Consider the following 17,967-nt stretch of genomic DNA (forward strand, 5'->3'; position numbering starts at 1 on the left):
GCTCGACGGGGAGGACGGGGAAGCGGAACGGTCACAGCACGGGACGTGCTGCACAGAAACGGATCTCATGACTTCACTGCTCCGGTGAGGACACCGGACATGAAGTGGCGCTGCAGGAACGGGTAGACGCAGATGATCGGCAGCATGGCCAGGACGACCACGGCCATCTGGATGGAGTTGGGGGCGCTGACCATCGCCTCGGCGTTGGCCAGGCTGCCCGCGATGGGTGAGCCCTGGATGACGTACTGCCGCAGCACCAGCTGGATCGGCCACTTCGCCGAGTCGTCCAGGTAGAGCACGGCACCGAAGAAGGAGTTCCAGTACTGGACCGCGTAGAACAGTCCCACCACGGCGACCGCGGCCTTGGACAGTGGCAGCACGATGCGGGTGAGGATCCGGACCTCGCCGGCGCCCTCGATCTTCGCCGCCTCGATCAGCTCGTTCGGGATCCGCTGGAAGAAGCCGCGCAGCACCACCAGGTTGAAGGCGTTGACCAGCACCGGCACGATCAGCGACGCGTAGGTGTCCTTCAGGCCCATGCCGGTCACCACCAGGTAGGTGGGGATCATGCCCGGGGTGAACAGCAGGGTGAATAGCACCAGCAGGGTGATCGGCTTGCCCGCGAAGGTGTTCGGCCGGGACAGGGCGTAGGCCATGCCGATCGTGCACAGCAACGACAGCGTCGTGCCGACGATCGTCACCCCGGCGCTGATCAGAGTGGCCCGGGTGACGACCCCGCCGGTCAGCACCTCCCGGTAGGCGTCGAAGGTCGGGTCGGTCGGCCAGATCACCCAGCCGCCGTTGGCGATGACCTCCTGCTGGCCGGCCAGGCTGGTGGAGACCACGACCAGGCACGGCAGCAGGACCAGGGCGACGACCACCACCAGCGCGAGGACCTTCAGCACCGTGATCGCCGGGTGCGGAGCGGGCTGCCAGGCCGGCCGCCGCGGCGCCTTGACCTTCGGCTCCGCGGTGCTGCGCCGGCTCGAGAACGCGACGGTCATCGGTACAGGCCCTCCTCGCCGAGACGGTGTGCGAGCTTGTTCGCCAGGATCACCAGGCCGGCGCCGAGGATCCCCTTGATCAGGCCGACGGCGCTGGCGTAGCCCCAGTCCCCGCCGAGCACACCGGTGTAGTAGACGAAGGTGTCGAGCACCTCGCCCGCCTCCGGTCCGACCGAATCCCGTTGCAGCAGGATCTGTTCGAAGCCGACGGACAGGATGTCGCCCAGCTTCAGGATGAACAGCAGGACGATCAACGGGCGGATCGCCGGCAGCGTGACGTGCCAGGTGCGGCGGGCCCAGCCGGCGCCGTCGATGGCGGCCGACTCGTAGAGCTGCTCGTCGACGTTGTAGAGCGCGGCCAGGAAGATGATCGTGCCCCAGCCACAGTCCTTCCAGATGATCTGGGCGACCATCAGCGGCTTGAAGGCGTCGGGGTTGGCGATCACGTCGATGGTGCCCAGGCCGGCGTCGCCGAGCCAGCCGTTCAGCACGCCGGTGCTGGACAGGAACTGCTGGAACAGCGCGACCACGATGACCCATGAGATGAAATGCGGCAGGTAGACGACGCTCTGCACGAACTTCCGGACCGGTGCCGCGGTGATGCTGTGCAGCAGCATCGCCAGCGCGATCGGCGCCGGGAAGAAGAAGATCAGTTGCAGGGCCGACAGTTCCAGCGTGTTCAGCGCCGCGTGCCACATGGCCGGGTCGGTGAACAGTTTCTCGAAGTTGCCGAAGCCGACCCAGTCGGAACCGCTGACGCCGAGGAACGGCACGTAGTCCTGGAACGCGATGCCGTAGCCGAACAGCGCGCCGTAGTGGAAGACGAGGAAGTACACGAGGGCCGGCGCGAGCAGTGCCAGCAGCACCAGATCGCGCCGGAACCGACCCCGCCGGCGGCCCGGTGCGGATCCTGGTACGTGCTCGGTGGGTGCCCCGGCCGTCGGACGCGCGGGGCCGCCAACAGGCTGTTGACCTGCGGCGACGACCGCAGGAACGACCTCCTGGGGCGAGCGCGACGACGTTGACGGCATGACGGCATATTGCTATACCAAGTACCAGCCGTCAAGACACACCGTGGTGCCGACAGCGAGGAGAATGGTCAGATGGTCCCGGGATCCACCAGCGCAGTCCCCCGCCCACCGGTGGTCGCGGTCAGCGACATCCGGCCGCCGGTCACCAACTACGGGGCGAATCCCGGTCCCACCAAACATCTCCGGGCGGTGGAGTCGATCGACCGGGTGCTCGTGCTGGGTGCCGCCGGTTTCCCGCCCGGCGTGCCGCCCACCGTGACCGGTCCGGCCCGGGTGGAGCCGGTGGGCACGAACGGTGACCACGGTCTGCTGCTCACCGACGGCTCCGTGGTCACCGATCCCGTACCGCCGACCGCGGCGCCGGTGGCGTTCGGGGTCCGCTGGCGTCCCGGCGCCGCGCTGCAGGCGGAGATCCTGGGCGCCGACGGTGCGGTCATCGGCCGGGTCGTGGTGCTTCCGGATAGAAACCGTTGGCACGACGTCCGTCTGGTGGTCGCCCCGGCAGGGCACCGGGTCGCCGTGGTGGTGGACGGAGTGCACCGCACGCCGGCGTCGCTGTCCGGCACCGCGGGCGAAGGACTGCTGGTCACGGGCGTGCGGTGGTCCGGCGACGGACATCTGGACCGCTGCGGCGTGCACACCGCACCGCTGCCCGACCACCGACTGCTCGCCACGGATCTGTTGCGCCCGCGCTCCGCCGCCGCACTGGGCGAAGCGGGCTGGGCGGTCGGCGCCGAGACCATCGACCGCGACTTCACCCGCTGGGCGGAGTTCGGTCGGTGGCTGGGCCCGCTCGGCGCGACCGGTGTGCGACTGCAGGCGGGCTGGGCACGCACCGAACCCGTTCCTGGGCAACGGGACTGGGCGTGGCTGGACGCGATCGTGCACGACGCCGTCGCCCAGGGGGTGCGGCCGTGGGTGCAGCTCTCCTACGGCAACCCGGCCGTCGAGGGCGGCGGCACCGCGGCGGTGAGCAGTCCGCTGCCGACCGGCCCGGCACTGGAGGCGTGGGACAGCTGGGTGGACGATCTGGTGCGCCGGTACGCGGACGTGGTCACCGACTGGGAGATCTGGAACGAGCCGGAGATCCAGCACCTGCCGCTCGAGGACTACCTGGCCTTCTTCGTCCGCACCGCCCGGGTGGTGCGGAGCGCCCAGCCCACCGCCCGCATCCACGCACCCGGCGCCGGCGGGGCCGACCTGTACACCCTGGACCTCGTGCGGGCGCTGCACCGGGACGGGAACCTGGACCTGCTGGACGCCGTCAGCTACCACCACTACGCCCCGCTGCCCGAGGCCCGCTACCCGGCGATCGAGGCACTGCGAGCAGCGCTGCGCGTGACCGTTCCCGGTCGCGAGCTGCCGCTGGTGCAGGGCGAGAGCGGTGCGCCGTCCGCCCCTGGCTACGGGGCGATGGCCGACATCCGCAGCCCGGGCATCGTCTGGGACGAGTGGACGCAGGCGGCCTGGAACCTGCGGCGCGCCATCGGCGACCGGGCCCGCGGCATCCGGACCTGCCACTTCGGTCTGTGCGACATGGTGTACACCGGTGCGGTGAACACCAAGGGGCTGCTGGCGGTGAACCCGGCCGACCGGTCGGTGGTGCGGGCGAAGGCGTCGTATTACGCGCTGCAGCACCTGTTCTCGCTGCTGGACCGGCGCTACCGACCCGCACCCGTCACCGTCGTCGCGCACCACGAGGCGCCGCCGCTGGTGGCCCACGCCTTCGACGGTCCGGCCGGGGCGCTGGTCGCGTGCTGGGCCGACGGGCAACCGGAGCCGCTGCCGCGCCGGGACCGGCCGTGCGACCTGGAGCTGTTCGGCGTGGTGTTCGAGGCGCCGGCCGCCGTCGATCCGGTGTCCGGCGCGATCCATCCGCTCCCGCCCGGCACCTGGAGTCGCACCGCCACCGGGATCCGGCTCCACGACCTGCCGATCGGCACGATGCCGGTGCTGGTCGTCGAGTCCGCCGCGCTCGACGGGTCCGCGCCCGATGTGTCGGAACCCGGCAGCTCCGGCGCTGCTGCGGATGCCGGTGGTCGCTGATGCCGGTGATCTCCGACGTCCGGCTGACGTCGGTCAACACCCCGCGGACGAACGGCGCGGTGTGCGGGCACGTGATCGTCGAGCTGCTGACCGACCACGACCCCGACGCTCCGGTCGGGCTGGGCGAGATGTCCGACCTGCAGCACCTGCCGCGCTACCACCCGGACGTCGCCGACCTGCAGGGCACCCTGCGCGAGTTGCTCGTCGGCCGCGACAGTCTCGACCTCACGGCGCTCACCGCCCTGATGGAGCAGAACTTCCCGCAGGGCGGCTACGTCTACGACAAGAGCCGGGCCATCCGCTGCGGGGTCGACCTGGCGCTCTGGGATCTCAACGCGCGGTCGCTGGGTCTCCGGGTGTGCGACCTGCTGGGCGGGGCGGTGCGGGACGCCCTGCCGATCGCATACCCGGTCTTCCGGGCGCTGACCCCGGCGGACGTCGAGGCCAACCTGGCACAGGTGGACACGGTGATGGCGACCGGGCAGCGCACCTTCCGGGTGTACGCCGGGCGGGACCTTGCCCTGGATGAGCAGTTCCTGCGGGCCGTCCGGGACCGCCACGGTGACTCGATCGTGCTGAAATCGCTGGACTTCTCGAACCTGCTCGGCTGGAAGCAGGCGTGCGCCTTCGTCGAGCGGGTGGCGGACCTGGGCATCGACCTGGTCGAGTCGCCGGCCCGGACCGACGACCTGGCCGGGCTCACACTGGCCGCGCAGCGGCTGCCGGTGCCGGTCAGCGAGCACGTGCACTCGTACCGACAGGCGTTGCAGCTGGCCGACTCCGGGGTCGACGTCTTCAACGTCAGCATCATCGCGATCGGTGGTATCACCCCGATCCGCACGGTGATCGCCATCGCCGAGGCGGCCGGCAAGGAGTGCCTGCTGGGCACCACCCAGGAGCTCTCCATCGGCACCGCCGCCGCGGCGCACGTCGGTGTGGCGATGCGGGCCATCACCCTGCCCAGTGATCCGGTCGGCCCCCTGCTCTACACCACCGACGTGGTGCGGCAACCGGTCTCGTTCGCCGGTGGACGGCTGTGGGTGCCGGACGGGCCGGGGCTCGGCATGGAGCTGGACCCGGAGCGACTCGCCGCCGCCGCCGGGCCACTCAGCTGGTCCGGTACCACTGCGACCGCCGTCGTCGATCGCCGGGCCGGGTCGACCGGATGACACCCGCCGTCCGGCAGGAGGTCTGGGCGCACCCGGTGTCGTTCGCGACGGACCCGGACCGCTGGGCGGGCGAGCTGGCATCCTGGGGCGCCACCGGGGTCCGGCTGGCGCACGTGTACCACTCCGGCCGCTGGCTGCTGTCCACCACCTCGCCCGGCCGCACGGTGGCGCTGCCGTCCGGCTCCTGGTGCCCCGACACCCCCGGTCCGTGGCCGGTGGTCGACCGGGACCTGCTGCCGCGGGCGGTCGAGGCGCTGCGCGCGGCCGGCCTGCACGTCATCGCCTGGACGGTCGGGCTGCATTCCGGTGCGGCCGTCCGGCAGCGGCCGGAGTGGGCCGCACGCAACGCGTTCGGCGATCCGCTCGCGCACGCGCTGTGCCCGGCCCACCCCGGTGTGGTCGGGGCCGCGGCGGACCTGGTCGCCGCGATCGCCGCTCGCGAGGTGGACGGCATCGACCTCGAGGCCTTCGCCCACCTGGGCCACCGGCACGACGGCACCCACCACAAGGGCGAGGACCGGCTCCGCCCCGCGGACCGCTGGATGCTGTCGGTCTGCTTCTGCCGTTCCTGCGAGAGCGCCTACAGCGAGGTCGGTCTCGATCCCTCCCAGGTGCAGGATCACATCGTGCGGGCGATCGGCCGACAGTTGGCCGCGCCGGCCGTCTCCGGGGACACGGCCGACGATCTCACCACGGCGCTCGGTACCGGGGTCCCCGCACTGCTGGCCGCTGTCCGAGCCGCAGCGGTGGAGTTGCTGCTGCGCCGGGTCGCCGGCGCGGCCGGCGGGACCCCCTTGACCTTGCGGGCCACCACCGACCGCTGGCACACCGGCGGCAAGACGCCGGGTGATCCGGCCGCCCTGTCCGCCCTGGTCGGCGGACTCACCATCAGCGACCTCACCGGTGCGGGCACCCTCGCCGCCGAGTGGGCCGCCGTCCCGGCACCGGCCCGGGCGACCGCGGGCCTGGTGCCGGGCACCGGCCGACGTCCCGACGGGGCGGCGACCGCCTGGTACGCCTTCGATCTCGCCCCCGCGGGTGCCCTGGCCGAAGCACTCGCCGGTCAGCCACCGAGCAGCGGGCGGGCGGCCCCGGCGAACCAGTCGTAGCCGGCCGGTGCGTCGCCGAACGCCCACTCCGACGGCACCGCGGTGTCCGTCCAGTCCAGCGGCCGCGCCGGCGGCCGGGGGCCGGCGGCAGTCGCGAAGGCCGTGCGCAGGTCCGACTCCTGCTCCGCTGTCAGCGATCCCGGCGCCGCCGAGACGAAGAGTGCGGTGCCGCTGCGGGCGAGGAGGTCGAGCCACTGCCGGTTCTCGTGCCAGTCGATCCGGTCGGTGATGCCCACGCAGTCCGCGTCGGTGGCGAAGAACGTGCCGTGCTGCGGCATCCGGAAGGCCAGGGTGTTGACGCCCAGGGTGCGGGTGCGCGCCCAGTCCACCCCGCTGGTGTCGTCGCCGGTGCGCTGCAGGGCGAAGAGCCCGGCAGCCAGGTGACCGACGGTGTTGCAGCCCAGCACCAGCGCCGGCCCGGCGGCGCCCGCGATCGCCCGGTACAGGTCCCGCAGGATCTCCACGGTGGTCCGGGTGGGGTCGGCGAACCGCAGCTCCGGATCGACCGGGTCCCAGCCCATGTCCCGCCCCCAGCGGCCGGTGACGTCGACGGTGGTGAAGTCGTGCTTGATCAACCGGTAGCCCTGGTCCACCAACCGGTGCACGTCCGCGGTGACCAGGTCGACGGTCTCCGGGACGCTGGGATCCGGAACCGTGCCGCCGGCCGTCTCCCGGAGCGTCGGCAGGTCCCCCGCGGATGCGGTGAGCAGTGGGCGGAACCAGATCCCCGGCCGCGCCCCGGCCGCCGCGATGTCCGTTGCCAGGGCGGACATGTCGGGGAACCGGTCGTTGCCCGACCGCCACGGGCCGCCGTTGAACCCGGGTGCCCACCCGGACTGCCAACCGTCGTCGACCACCATCCACGGCCGGTTCGGGTGGTCACCGGCCAGGTCCGCCAGCTGCCGGGCCTCCCCCAGGATCGCCGACGCCGAGCTGCGGCCGTAGGCGTGGTACCAGTTGTTCCCGCCGTACACCGGCTCCGGCGGCAGCACCGGGTCGGCACACATCTGCCGGCACAGCTGCAATGCTGTGGGGAACGGGTCCGCTCCGGTCACCGAGACCAGCTCCGCCAGGGCCACCACCCGGTCCCCCGGCCGGAGCGCCGCGGCCCCGGCACGCACATCGAGCAGCAGGCCGATGCCGCCCGCGTCCACCGACCACGCGCACCAGGCACCCGGGCCGGTCCGGACACCGATGCCCACGGTCGCCTCGTCGTGCTGCAGCAGGAAGTACCAGGGCAGCGGACGGTCCGCTGCGGGGCCACGCCACTCCAGATCGCCGTAGCCACGCTCCCAGTGGTCCCCGAGCACCCGCACGCCGGACGGGACCGGGACGGCCCAGCGCAGCCAGATCCTCGCGACGGCACCGTCCGACACCAGGGCGACGGAACCACCGTCGTCGAGGGTGACGAGCGCATCACCGCAGCCCCATCCGTCGGGGGTGCGGATCGCGTCCTGCCACGGGCCGGACGGGTCGTGCTGGATCTGCACGACGTCCGGTGCCCGCCGGACCGCGCCGGCGACCTCGTGCACCGATTCAGCCACGGGACCACCGCAGGGTCACGATCCGGAACGGCCGCAGGTCCAGCTCGACCCGGTGCGGATCGACCGGCGCCGGGGCGTCGGTCAGTGGGCGTTCCAGCAGGTCGGTGTACCGCACACCGGTCACCGGGACATCAACGGTCACCACGGCCTTCTCCCGCCCGCCGCCGGCCGCGAACAGCCGCGCCACCAGGTCGCCGCTGCCGTCCTCCGCCATCTTGACGCTCTCCACCACCACGGCGTCGTTGTCCACGGCCAGCAGCGGCGCGACCGGCGCGGCGACCTCGCGCTCGGGCAGGTTGATCCGGTAGCCCTCCCGCACCGCGTCGAGCACGGTGGCGCCCGGCACCACGGCGCAGCGCAGCCGGTGCCGCCCGAGATCGGTCTCCGGGTCCGGCCAGCGGGGTGCCCGCAGCAGCGAGAGCCGGACCGTCGTCGTGGTGCCGCCGTCCGGCCGGACGTCCCGGGTGACGTCGTGGCCGTAGGTGGAGTCGTTGACCACCGCCGCGCCGTACCCGGGCTCACCGACGTGCAGGAACCGGTGGGCGCAGATCTCGAACTTCGCCGCGTCCCAGGTGGTGTTGGTATGGGTGGGCCGGAGTACGTGGCCGAACTGCGTCTCGGCCGCGGACTCCGCGGCCCGGACATCCAGCGGGAAGGCGAGTTTGAGCAGCTTCTCCTGCTCCTGCCAGTCCGCGTCGACGGCCAGGTCGACGGTCGGTGATCCCGGCGTCAGCGAGATGGTGACGGTGAAGGTCGACGCGCCGTACGACCGCAGCACCTCGACACCGCCGTCCACGGGCCGGATCGTGGTGACGTCCCGGATGTCTCGCACGGTGTCGCGGTAGAACTCGTCGATGTCCCAGGCGTCCCAGTCGTTGGGCAGGTCGGGGTGGATCTGCAGCAGCCCGCCCACCGACCCGGGAGCGATTGCCTCCCGGCCGGTCGGGGCGTCGACCACCGATGCCAGATGTCCCTCGCCGTCGACGACCACCCGGACGAGACCGTTGTCCAGCAGCCAGGTCCCGCCGTCCTGCTCGCAGCTGACCGGTGTGGCCTCCGCCGGCACGGCGGCGCCACCGGCCGGGATCCCGCGTCGGGCGTGCGGTGCCGCGTTGGCCACCGCCGCTCCGGGTGTGCCGCCGCAGCCCAGCACCTGCAGGGCGCCGGCGATGATCTGCTCCAGTTCCGCGGTCACCGCGGCGTGGTCGTCCCGGGCCTGCCGGTTCACCCAGGCGATCGAGGATCCGGGCAGAATGTCGTGGAACTGGTTGAGCAGCAGCGTCTTCCAGAGACGGTCCAGCCGGGCGGCCGGGTACTCCGCGCCGGCCCGGACGGTCGCCGTGGTGCACCAGAGCTCGGCCTCCCGCAGCAGGTGTTCGTTGCGGCGGTTGCCCTGCTTGATCTTCGCCTGCGAGGTGTACGTACCGCGGTGGATCTCCAGGTACAGCTCCCCCCACCAGACCGGCGCGTCCGGGTACTCGGCCTGTGCGTCGGCGAAGAACTCGGCCGGTGTCCGGATCGACACCCGCGGGGAGCCCGCCAGGTCCGCCAGACGCGCTGCGCGGTCGAGCATCTCCCGGGTCGGCCCGCCGCCGCCGTCACCCCAGCCCATCGGTGCCAGCGCATGGGTGGCCCGGGCCCGGTCGGCGAAGTTGACCGCCGAGTGCCGCAGCTCGGCGGCGGACAGCTCGGAGTTGTAGGTGTCGACCGGCGGGAAGTGGGTGAACACCCGGGTCCCGTCGATCCCCTCCCACCAGAAGGTGTGGTGCGGGAACTTGTTGACGGTGTTCCAGGAGATCTTCTGGGTGAGGAACCAGCGCGACCCGGACAGGGCGATCAGCTGCGGGAGTGCCGCCGAGTAGCCGAAGGAGTCGGGCAGCCACACCTCCTGGGTGTCGATGCCGAACTCCCGCTCGAAGAACGTCTTGCCGTGCAGGAACTGCCGTGCCATGGCCTCCCCGCCGGGCATGTTGGTGTCGGACTCGACCCACATGCCGCCGACCGGGACGAACCGGCCGCCGGCGATCTTCTCCCGGACGCGCTCGAACACCTCCGGCCGGTGCTCCTTGAGCCAGGCCAGCTGCTGCGCCTGCGACATCGCGAACACCAGCTCCGGCCGGTCGTCCATCAGCTGCACGACGTTGGAGCAGGTGCGGGCCACCTTGCGGACGGTCTCGCGGAGCGGCCAGAGCCATGCTGAGTCGATGTGCGCGTGGCCGACCGCGGTGATCCGGTGTGCGTCCGGATCGGCGGTGGCCGCCAGTGCCGGCGCCAGCACCGCCCGGGCGGAGGCCGCAGTGCCGGGGATGTCGGCGAGGTCGATCCGGTCGAGCGCCTGCGAGATCGTCTGCCAGAGCCGGGGTCCGCGCGCATCGTCGGCCGGCAGCACCGCGGCCAGTTGACCGAGCACGTCCAGATCCGCGGCCAGCTCGCGGATCTGCTGGTCCACGAGGACGAGGTCGGCGGCCACCAGCCGGTACATGGGCTCCCGCGACGCGGTGCGGACGTCGCCGACCAGGGTCGGTACCCGCATGCTGATGTCCGGGTTCGCGGCGGCCTCCACCAGGTAGGTCACCTCCGGACCCTCGACCGGGAGCCACTGGTTCCGCGGGTGCAGGCCCTTCACCGACGAGCCGTCCGGCCGGTAGGCCAGGCCCTCTGCGGAGAACCCGGGATGGTGGGTGCCGAAGCCGAGATCGACGTGGGACTCCACGATCCCGTCCCAGTCGTCGGGCACCCGCCCGGTGAGTGCGAACCAGGTGGTGGACCACGCCGGGCCCCAGGGCTCACCGACCTCCGCGTCCCGGTAGACGGCGGTCAGCGCCGTCCCGACCGGGACCGGCTCGCCGTCGACGTCCCAGCGCCGCACGGTGAGCGGGCTGCGGGCGGTGACGACGGCCGGCCGGATACGCTCGTCGAGCATCCGGTCGAGTCGGCGGTGGATCTCGTGCTGTCGGTCGTGCATCGCTCTCTTCCGGTCGGTGGACCCGCCCGGCCGGGTCGGCCGGGCGGGTCCGGTGGGTCAGCTCAGGATGCGGGCCACAGTTCGACGGGCCGGAACAGGGCGGGTGACTTCGTGGCGGTGATGCCGGATCCCCATTCGGCGAATCCCGCGCGGCCCAGCCCGTCGTTGTCGTCGTCGTTCACCGCGAGGGACAGCCCGAACGTACCCGCGGGCGGCCCGTCCAGCGCGAGGGACGTCCACGGCACCTCGACGTGGTAGCGGGTGGTGGTGCCATCCCGGGTGACCTGGGCGGTCGCGCCGGGGGTGATGCCCTTCTTGCCGAAGTTCAGCGGCGGGAAGGAGTACACCACGGGGCCGTCCGGCAGCAGGGCGACTCCGATCTCCATGCTCTCCCGCAGGTTGGACCCCGGCACCCCGTCGCTGACGGCGAACTGCACCGAGTCCGAGCGCCAGAGGTTCTCCGGGGCGTTCGCCTGCTGGAAGACGTCGTCGGTGATCTCCGCGTCGAGGACGAACACCCCGTCGCCGTAGGAGGGCACCACGGTGCCGGACAGGTCCGCCGGACCGCCCCACTCCCGTGCGGCGTAGGTGAACCTGCCGAACTCCTCGAGATCGATGGGCGCGGACACCTGCGTGCCGCTCGCCTGCACCGGCCCGAATCCTGTACTGCCGGAGGCGGTCTCGGTACGCCCACCGACCTCGGCGGTGACCGTCCAGCGCAGGTCCGCCCAGACCTGCACCGGGCCGTCCGGGAGTGCCACCTCGACGGTGGACGTCGCCGGGATCACCGACGGTCCGGTCAGCGGCACGTCCCGGCCGTCGGCGGAGAAGGTGATCGTCCCCAACGGCACCTGGTGCGCCGTGTTGTTGGTGATCGAGACCCGGACCGTGCCGGTGGCCGGGTCGATCGCCGCCAGGTCGCCCACGGCACTGATGACGGTGGCCGGTACCGCGGTGGTGGACCCGGACAGCGCCGCGAACATGCCCTTCGGTCCGGTCACCGTCGCCACGGCCTGGTACTCGCCGTCGCGGACCGGCGCGGTGAGCTGCACCGCGGCCGTGCTGACCCGGCCCGGCCGTACCGGCAGCTGGGCCGTGCGGCCCTGCACGTGCGCGTCGAGCGAACGGCCGAGCCCGGCACACCTCACCGGGTGCGTGCAGTCGAGAGTGATGGTGGCACTGCCGCTCTCACCGACCGCGAGCCGGTCCGGCACAGCGAAGGAGAGCAGCGGGGTCGCCACCACGGCGGCCTGCCGGACCGCGCCGGAGACGAACACCGGGTGCCCGTCGACGGCCAGGTGAACCCGGCCGGCCGCCGGTGTCAGTACGGTCTGCGCGCCGAAGCGGTCGGTGACGGTGACCGGGTGGGTGGCCACCAGCGCGACGGTGCGCGGTTCGGTGGACCACAGCACCCGGACGTCGTCCTTGCCGGGCGCACCGAAGCGGGCCAGGTGGGTGACCGGGTCGAGCTGCTGCTGCCCGAGCAGGTCCAGGTTGCCCAGCTGACGGATCACCGTTGCCTGGGCGGCCAGCCCGGGTTTCGGGGTCAGCCCGGTGAACCCGTTGCGGGACAGCCGGAGCACCCCGAACTGGTTCTCCCGGACGTCCTCGCCCCAGCCGTCGTTGACCAGGTCGTACCAGTAGAGGCGGTCGGCGCCGGCCCCGAGGGCGAGCACCTGGCTGCGGATCGCGTAGTCGGCCTGCTGATCGGCCGAGGTGCCACCGCCGATGTGCGTCGGGTAGCCGAACTCGTCCAGCCAGATCGGCAGTCCGGCGCCGCCGGGAGCGGCGTCCATCTGCTGCCGGAGCTCGGTGAGCCGCTGCGCCAGGAAGGTCTCCGGCGGGTCCGGGTAGCCGTAGAAATGTGCGCTGGCGGCGTCGATCTCGGCCAGTCCGGGTGCGCCGGTGACGGTGGACGACGCCGTGACCGGGGTGCCCGGATGGTCACGGTGCACCCGATCGGTGACCGCCGCGATCATCTCCGAGTAGCACTCCGGGGTGTCCCCGCACTCGGAGGTGCTGTTGAAGGTGTACTCGTTCCAGACGGCGAGATCGATGTCGTCCGGCCCGTAGTGCTCGACGACCGCGTTCGCGAACTCCGCGAAGGCGGCCAGCGCCTCCGGACTGCCGGGCGTCCGGCCCTCGTCGTAGAGCGGGTTGGCGAAGTTGGCCACCAGCTCGGGGCGGGCCCCGGCCGCGATCACCCGGTGCACCGCGGTGTCCAGGTAGGCCGGGAAGGTGTAGACGCCCTTGGTCTTCTCCACCACACGCCAGGACACGTCGAAGCGGGTGAGGCCGTAGCCGACCAGATCGAAGGCGTCCAGCTGTGCGGACTTGTAGGTCTCGAAGACATGGGTGCCGGCACCGAAGACCGAGCCGCGCCGGTCGGTCGGGAGCGGGTCGACGACGGCGAGCGAGCCGGTGGCGGTGCTGGTCCCGTCGACATTCGTGGCGGTGACGGTGAGCTCGTAGTAGCCCGGGTCCAGGCCGGTGAGGTCGACGGACGCTTTCCCCGCGGTGACCGGGGAGGTGCCGGTGTCCAGCGGCAGGCCCTGCGGGTCGCCGAGTGTCCACGACACGCCGGTCGCGGAGGAGGCCACCGTCATCACGGCTGTGCCGGTGGCGAACACCGTCGTCGGGTTGGTGACCTGCAGGGTGGGCGGCGCGGCAGCGCTCGCGGTGCCGGTCGGGGCGATGGCGAGGGCCCCGCCCAGCACCAGCGCCGCGGCGAGAAGTCCTGGCGTGCGGCGCGTCATGCCTGGGTCACCCCGGTGATGGTGCCGGTCACGTACTGCGGGTGGCCGGACAGGGCGATGCGGACGACCCCGCCGGTCGGCGTGGCGGTGTGGGTGGCGCCGAACCGGTCGGTGACCGTGAGCGTGCCGGTGACGTGCACATCGACGCTGCCGCCGGCAGTGGACCAGAGCACCCGGGTGTTGCTGGTGCCGGCCCCGAACCGGTAGGCGTAGGTGGTGGGGTCGGTGGCGGACCGCGCGTAGTAGGGCTTGCCGGCCAGCTGCCGGATCATGATCGCCTGGGTGAGCAGCGCCGGCTTGGGGGTGATGCCGCCGAAACCGCCTGCGGGCAGCCGCATCAGGCCGAAGTGGTTCTCCTTCTCGTACACCGGCACCCCGTTGCTGCGTGGGTCGTAGCCGTCGTCGACCAGGTCGTAGAACCAGATCCGGTCCAGTCCGGCGGCGAGGGCGAAGACGCCGCCGCGGACCAGGTAGTCGGCCTGGGCGTCCTCGGAGACCGCGTCGGCAGAGGCGACGCCCTCGACGTGCGGTGTGGGCCAGCCGTACTCGGTGAGCCAGAGGCCGAGGTCACCGCCCGGCTTGGACCGGATGGTGCTGACGAAGGTGTTCATGTCGGCCGGGAACTCCGCCTCGGGAGCGGCCGGGTAGACGTACTCGTGGGTGATGGTGGCATCCAGCACGGTCAGGTCGACGGTGTTGGAGGTACCGGACTGGATCCCGGCCGCTGCCAGCGGCGTCTGCGGGTGGTCCGCCGACACGGCGTCGTCCACGGCGTCGATCATGGTCTGGAAGCAGGCCGGCGTGGTGCCGCAGCTGCCGGTGTTGGCGTACATGTACTCGTTGTAGATCTCGAGATCCACGTCGTCCTCGCCGTAGTGGTCCACGACCGCCTCGGCATAGTCTCCGAAGGCCGCGAGATCCGCTGCGCTGGTCGGGGTGTGGTTGCTGTTGTACAGCAGGTTGTTCTTGGCCGCGATGATCAGCGGCCGGCCACCGACGGCCTTCACCGCCGCGACGGCGGCGTCCACCGTCGGCGGGAAGGTGTAGACACCGGCGCTCTTCTCGATGTCGTTCCAGGGCGCGTCCAGCCGGACGGAACCGAAGCCGACCCGCTGCAGGGTGGTGAGCTGTCCGGCCTGGTACCCGGCCGGGGTGTGCGCACCGACGCCGAAGACCGAACCACGTTGTGCCACCGGCAGTGCGGGGATCACCACGAGCGACCCGGACGCCGTGGCCACCTCGGTCGAGTTGGTCTCGACGTCGAGGCGGTAGTAGCCCACCGACGTGGAGTTGAGCGTGATGACCGCGGCGCCGGCCGTCGCCGCCTGGGTGCCCGAGGACACCGCAGCTCCGGTGGCCGAGGAGAGTGTCCAGTCGACGCTCGCCGCGGACGTGGTCACGGTCAGCTGCACCGCCCCGGACAGGAACACCAACTGGTCGTTGGTGACCTTGAGGGTCGGTGGCGCGGCCGCCGCGGGCGGCACCGGGCCGAGGGTGGCGAGCGCGAGGCAGGCCGCCCCGGCGATCAGGACGCGGGACCGCCGGGGATGGTACGAGGTGCGCATGGTGCTCCGTTCGTCGTCGAAGGAACTGGGTGCTGCGGGGGTGTCGCGGAAGCGGTCAGGGAGCGATCGCTCCGAAGTTGCGCCACTGGCCGGGTGTTCCGGCGCTCACGCAGACGGCGCCGATGTGGCCGCCGGCCGACGGCTCGGCGAACCGGATCTGCTGGCCGCGGTCCCAGGTGCCGGCCGTCGGGATCGCACCGGGGTAGGGCAGGCCGGCGTCGGTGACATTGTCCTCGAGCAGGACTAGCGATCTCGCGGCACCGTTGTCGGTCCGCAGGACGGTACCGGCACCGAGGATGTTGTCCTTGACCACGAAGCGGTGCCGCAGCGCTGCGTTCGGGGAGTTGGTGTAGGCCAGCACATCCGTGGGAAACCCGGCGGTGATGTTGGACTGCACCAGGCTGCGGGTGCCGTGGTCCGGGTCCGCCTGCGAGACGCGGATCGCCGTGCTGCCGGCCGGTTGGGTGACCAGCGAGCGGACCGAGTTGCCGATCACCTTCGTCGTGCCGTCGTTGCGGTCGCCGCCGACGTGGCAGGCGTCGAACGGCGCGGTCGCCGTCAGGTCGAAGAACAGCTGGTTGTCGGTGACGCTGTGCGCGAAACCGCGCATGGTCAGCTCGATCCGGACGTTGCGCAGGTTGTTGTCGGCGAACTGCACACTCTCCACGTAGCTGCCGCCGACCTTGCCGATCTTGCCGCTCTGGTCGAGGAAGCTGTTGCCCACCAACGACACCGACCTGTTGTCCGGCGAGTTGCCGCCGTTGGCCACCCAGAACATCCACTCGGTGAGCGGCACGGTGGCGAGCACCGTGTTGCCGGCGAAGACGATGTCCCGGTTGTTGAAGAAGATCGCCAGTCCGGCGTACCGCGCGTCGACGACCGTGTTGCCGGTGGCCGTGCACTGGAAGCAGCCCTCGAAGTCGATGCCCACGTCACCGGCGGTGTCGACGACGTTGCCGGTGACGGCGATCTGGGTGCCCATGCTGCCCCAGATCCCGCCCTTGTTCACGCCGACCACCGTGTTGCCGCTGACCACACCGTGCTTGACCTTGCGCTCGTTGCCGACGGCCCCGTCCTTCTCGATCGCGGAGTCGCCGCCCCACCACTGCACCCCGTGCGAGTAGCCGGTGATCGAGTTGCCGGACACCCGGAACCGGTCGGTGTAGCGCACGGTGATGGCACCATCGCGGTTCTGGAAGTCGCGGACACCGGCGAGGACGTTGTCCTCCACGACGATGTCGGTGTTGATGTCGGCGGCGGTGACCTGTGGCGACGGCAGGTCCTGCGGGATCGGGCCCATCACGGTGACCAGGTGACCGCCGTCCGCGCGGCACTCGCGGATCGCGATGCGCCGGCCCCGGCGCACCAGCACGCTCCACATCCGACTGGTCGGGAACCGGAAGCCGAGGTTCCGCACCGTGACGTCCTCCACGTTCTCGGCCAACAGCAGCGTCTGGCTGGAGGTGGTGGGTGCGCGGTTCAACACCAGCGTCGCCCGGTCGCCGACCAGGGTGAGACGCGAACGGAGCGAGATGGTCTCGCCGATCAGGTACGTCCCGGCCGGGAAGAACACCGTGCCACCGGCGGCGGGGACCGCGGCGATCGCGGCCCGGACCGCGGCGGTGTCGTCGGAGACGCCGTCGCCCTTCGCACCGTAGGCGGTGACGACCAGCGGCAGACCGGTCGGGGCCGCCGCGGCAGGGGCCGCCGGCGCCGCGATCGTGGTGGCGCCGGCCGACGGGGTCGCCAGCCCGGTGGCGGCGAGTGCGGCCCCGGTGAGGCCGATGCCGGTGATCATCCTGCGTCGATCGATGTTCGTCATTGAACTCGTCCCTCGAGGCGGGTCACGTCCGTGACCCGTGTCGGTCAGATGGCGCCATGACGGTATACCAGTACACCAGTGCGGACAAGGGGTGAGATGCGAGGTCCCTGAAGGCCGCGACGTCGGTGCGTGGGCGAAGAATCGGCAGACACCGGACAGAGATCCGGGGTCGGCTCGGGACACCACTCGTTCGGTCCGGGCCCGATCTGGGGACCTGGGTCCATTGCCCGCTCGCGGTGTACCGGATCATGCTCATCACAGACCCGGGCGTGGCTCCGGTCCGTCGGGAAGGGCGTGAGCGGTGCAGGTGGTGATCGGCGAGGACGAGGCGCTGCTGCGCCGTGGCCTCACGCTGATCCTGCAGGACGCCGGTTTCGAGGTCGCCGGCGGCGCAGCGGACGCGGTGCAGCTCACCGAGCTCGTCCACCGGCACCGCCCGGACATGGTGATCACCGATGTCCGGATGCCGCCGACGCACACCGACGAGGGGATGGCGGCGGCGCTGGAGATGGCCCGGGCCTACCCGCGGATGTCGATCGTCGTGCTCTCCCAGCACGTGCAGCGCCGGTACGCGGTCGAGCTGCTGGCCGAGAAGCGCAACGGCATCGGCTACCTGCTCAAGCAGCGGATCGGCGACGTCGACACGTTCTGCGCGGACCTGCGGCGGGTGCACGCCGGCGGTGCGGTCATCGACCCGGAGGTGGTGGCGATCATGGTCGCCCGGGCCGGCCGGGACGGGTCCGCGATCGGACGGCTGACCCCGCGCCAGCACGAGGTGCTCACCCTCGTCGCCGAGGGTCGCAGCAACTCCTCGATCGCCGAGGCGCTGACCATCACCGAGAAGGCCGTCGTGCAACACACCTCACGGATCTACGACACCCTGGGCATCGCCCTGGACGACGACGCGCACCGCCGGGTGATGGCCGTCCTCAAGTACCTGGCCGCGTAGGGCGATC

11 protein-coding genes are annotated in these 17,967 nt (G+C 71.7%); 4 read left to right on the forward strand and 7 right to left on the reverse strand.

All coding sequences use genetic code 11. The annotated features are described in order from the left end of the window. Window positions 1-65 precede the first annotated feature (65 nt). A complete protein-coding gene (locus tag GIS00_RS24950; RefSeq protein WP_154771188.1) occupies window positions 66-1,004 on the reverse strand; it encodes a carbohydrate ABC transporter permease in 939 nt (312 codons plus the stop codon). Beyond that, window positions 1,001-1,867: an ABC transporter permease gene (locus GIS00_RS24955; RefSeq protein WP_230314139.1), complete on the reverse strand. Its 867-nt coding sequence runs from the start codon at window positions 1,865-1,867 to the stop codon at window positions 1,001-1,003. Before GIS00_RS24955 ends, GIS00_RS24950 begins: the two co-directional genes overlap by 4 nt. A 240-nt stretch (window positions 1,868-2,107) precedes the next feature. Here GIS00_RS24955 and GIS00_RS24960 point away from each other — a divergent pair, with 240 nt between their 5' ends. From GIS00_RS24960 to GIS00_RS24970, 3 genes are read left to right on the forward strand one after another with little or no spacing between them, the layout of a single operon-like run. Continuing rightward, on the forward strand, window positions 2,108-4,081 hold the full coding sequence (locus GIS00_RS24960; protein ID WP_154771190.1) for a GH39 family glycosyl hydrolase: 1,974 nt from the start codon (window positions 2,108-2,110) through the stop codon (window positions 4,079-4,081). Next, window positions 4,081-5,250 carry a mandelate racemase/muconate lactonizing enzyme family protein gene (locus GIS00_RS24965; protein WP_154771191.1) on the forward strand — a complete coding sequence of 390 codons (1,170 nt, stop codon included), beginning with the start codon at window positions 4,081-4,083 and terminating at the stop codon, window positions 5,248-5,250. The genes GIS00_RS24960 and GIS00_RS24965 overlap by 1 nt, the downstream gene beginning before the upstream one ends. Continuing rightward, window positions 5,247-6,359, forward strand: a complete 1,113-nt coding sequence (locus GIS00_RS24970; protein ID WP_154771192.1) for an alpha-amylase family protein — start codon at window positions 5,247-5,249, stop codon at window positions 6,357-6,359. Before GIS00_RS24965 ends, GIS00_RS24970 begins: the two co-directional genes overlap by 4 nt. Here GIS00_RS24970 and GIS00_RS24975 read toward each other — a convergent pair. From GIS00_RS24975 to GIS00_RS24995, 5 genes are all read right to left on the reverse strand, one after another. Continuing rightward, window positions 6,314-7,903, reverse strand: coding sequence for an alpha-amylase family protein (locus tag GIS00_RS24975; RefSeq protein WP_154771193.1), 1,590 nt, complete (start codon window positions 7,901-7,903; stop codon window positions 6,314-6,316). The two genes, GIS00_RS24970 and GIS00_RS24975, sit on opposite strands and share 46 nt — an antisense overlap. Beyond that, window positions 7,896-10,868: an alpha-mannosidase gene (locus tag GIS00_RS24980; RefSeq protein ID WP_154771194.1), complete on the reverse strand. Its 2,973-nt coding sequence runs from the start codon at window positions 10,866-10,868 to the stop codon at window positions 7,896-7,898. The genes GIS00_RS24975 and GIS00_RS24980 overlap by 8 nt, the downstream gene beginning before the upstream one ends. A gap of 62 nt (window positions 10,869-10,930) precedes the next feature. Continuing rightward, the gene (locus GIS00_RS24985; RefSeq protein WP_154771195.1) at window positions 10,931-13,624 is read right to left on the reverse strand and encodes a PKD domain-containing protein; all 2,694 of its coding nucleotides are present in this window, start codon (window positions 13,622-13,624) and stop codon (window positions 10,931-10,933) included. Beyond that, complete coding sequence (locus GIS00_RS24990; protein ID WP_154771196.1) at window positions 13,621-15,189, reverse strand: hypothetical protein; 1,569 nt, start codon at window positions 15,187-15,189, stop codon at window positions 13,621-13,623. Before GIS00_RS24990 ends, GIS00_RS24985 begins: the two co-directional genes overlap by 4 nt. Before the next feature lie 55 nt (window positions 15,190-15,244). Then, window positions 15,245-17,011: a glycosyl hydrolase family 28-related protein gene (locus GIS00_RS24995; RefSeq protein ID WP_154771197.1), complete on the reverse strand. Its 1,767-nt coding sequence runs from the start codon at window positions 17,009-17,011 to the stop codon at window positions 15,245-15,247. Between the two features lie 301 nt (window positions 17,012-17,312). Between GIS00_RS24995 and GIS00_RS29185 the strand changes: the two genes are divergently transcribed. After that, the gene (locus GIS00_RS29185; RefSeq protein WP_322098412.1) at window positions 17,313-17,960 is read left to right on the forward strand and encodes a response regulator transcription factor; all 648 of its coding nucleotides are present in this window, start codon (window positions 17,313-17,315) and stop codon (window positions 17,958-17,960) included. Window positions 17,961-17,967 lie beyond the last annotated feature (7 nt).

It is taken from the genome of Nakamurella alba (genome assembly GCF_009707545.1).
Classification (GTDB): Bacteria; Actinomycetota; Actinomycetes; order Mycobacteriales; family Nakamurellaceae; genus Nakamurella; species Nakamurella alba.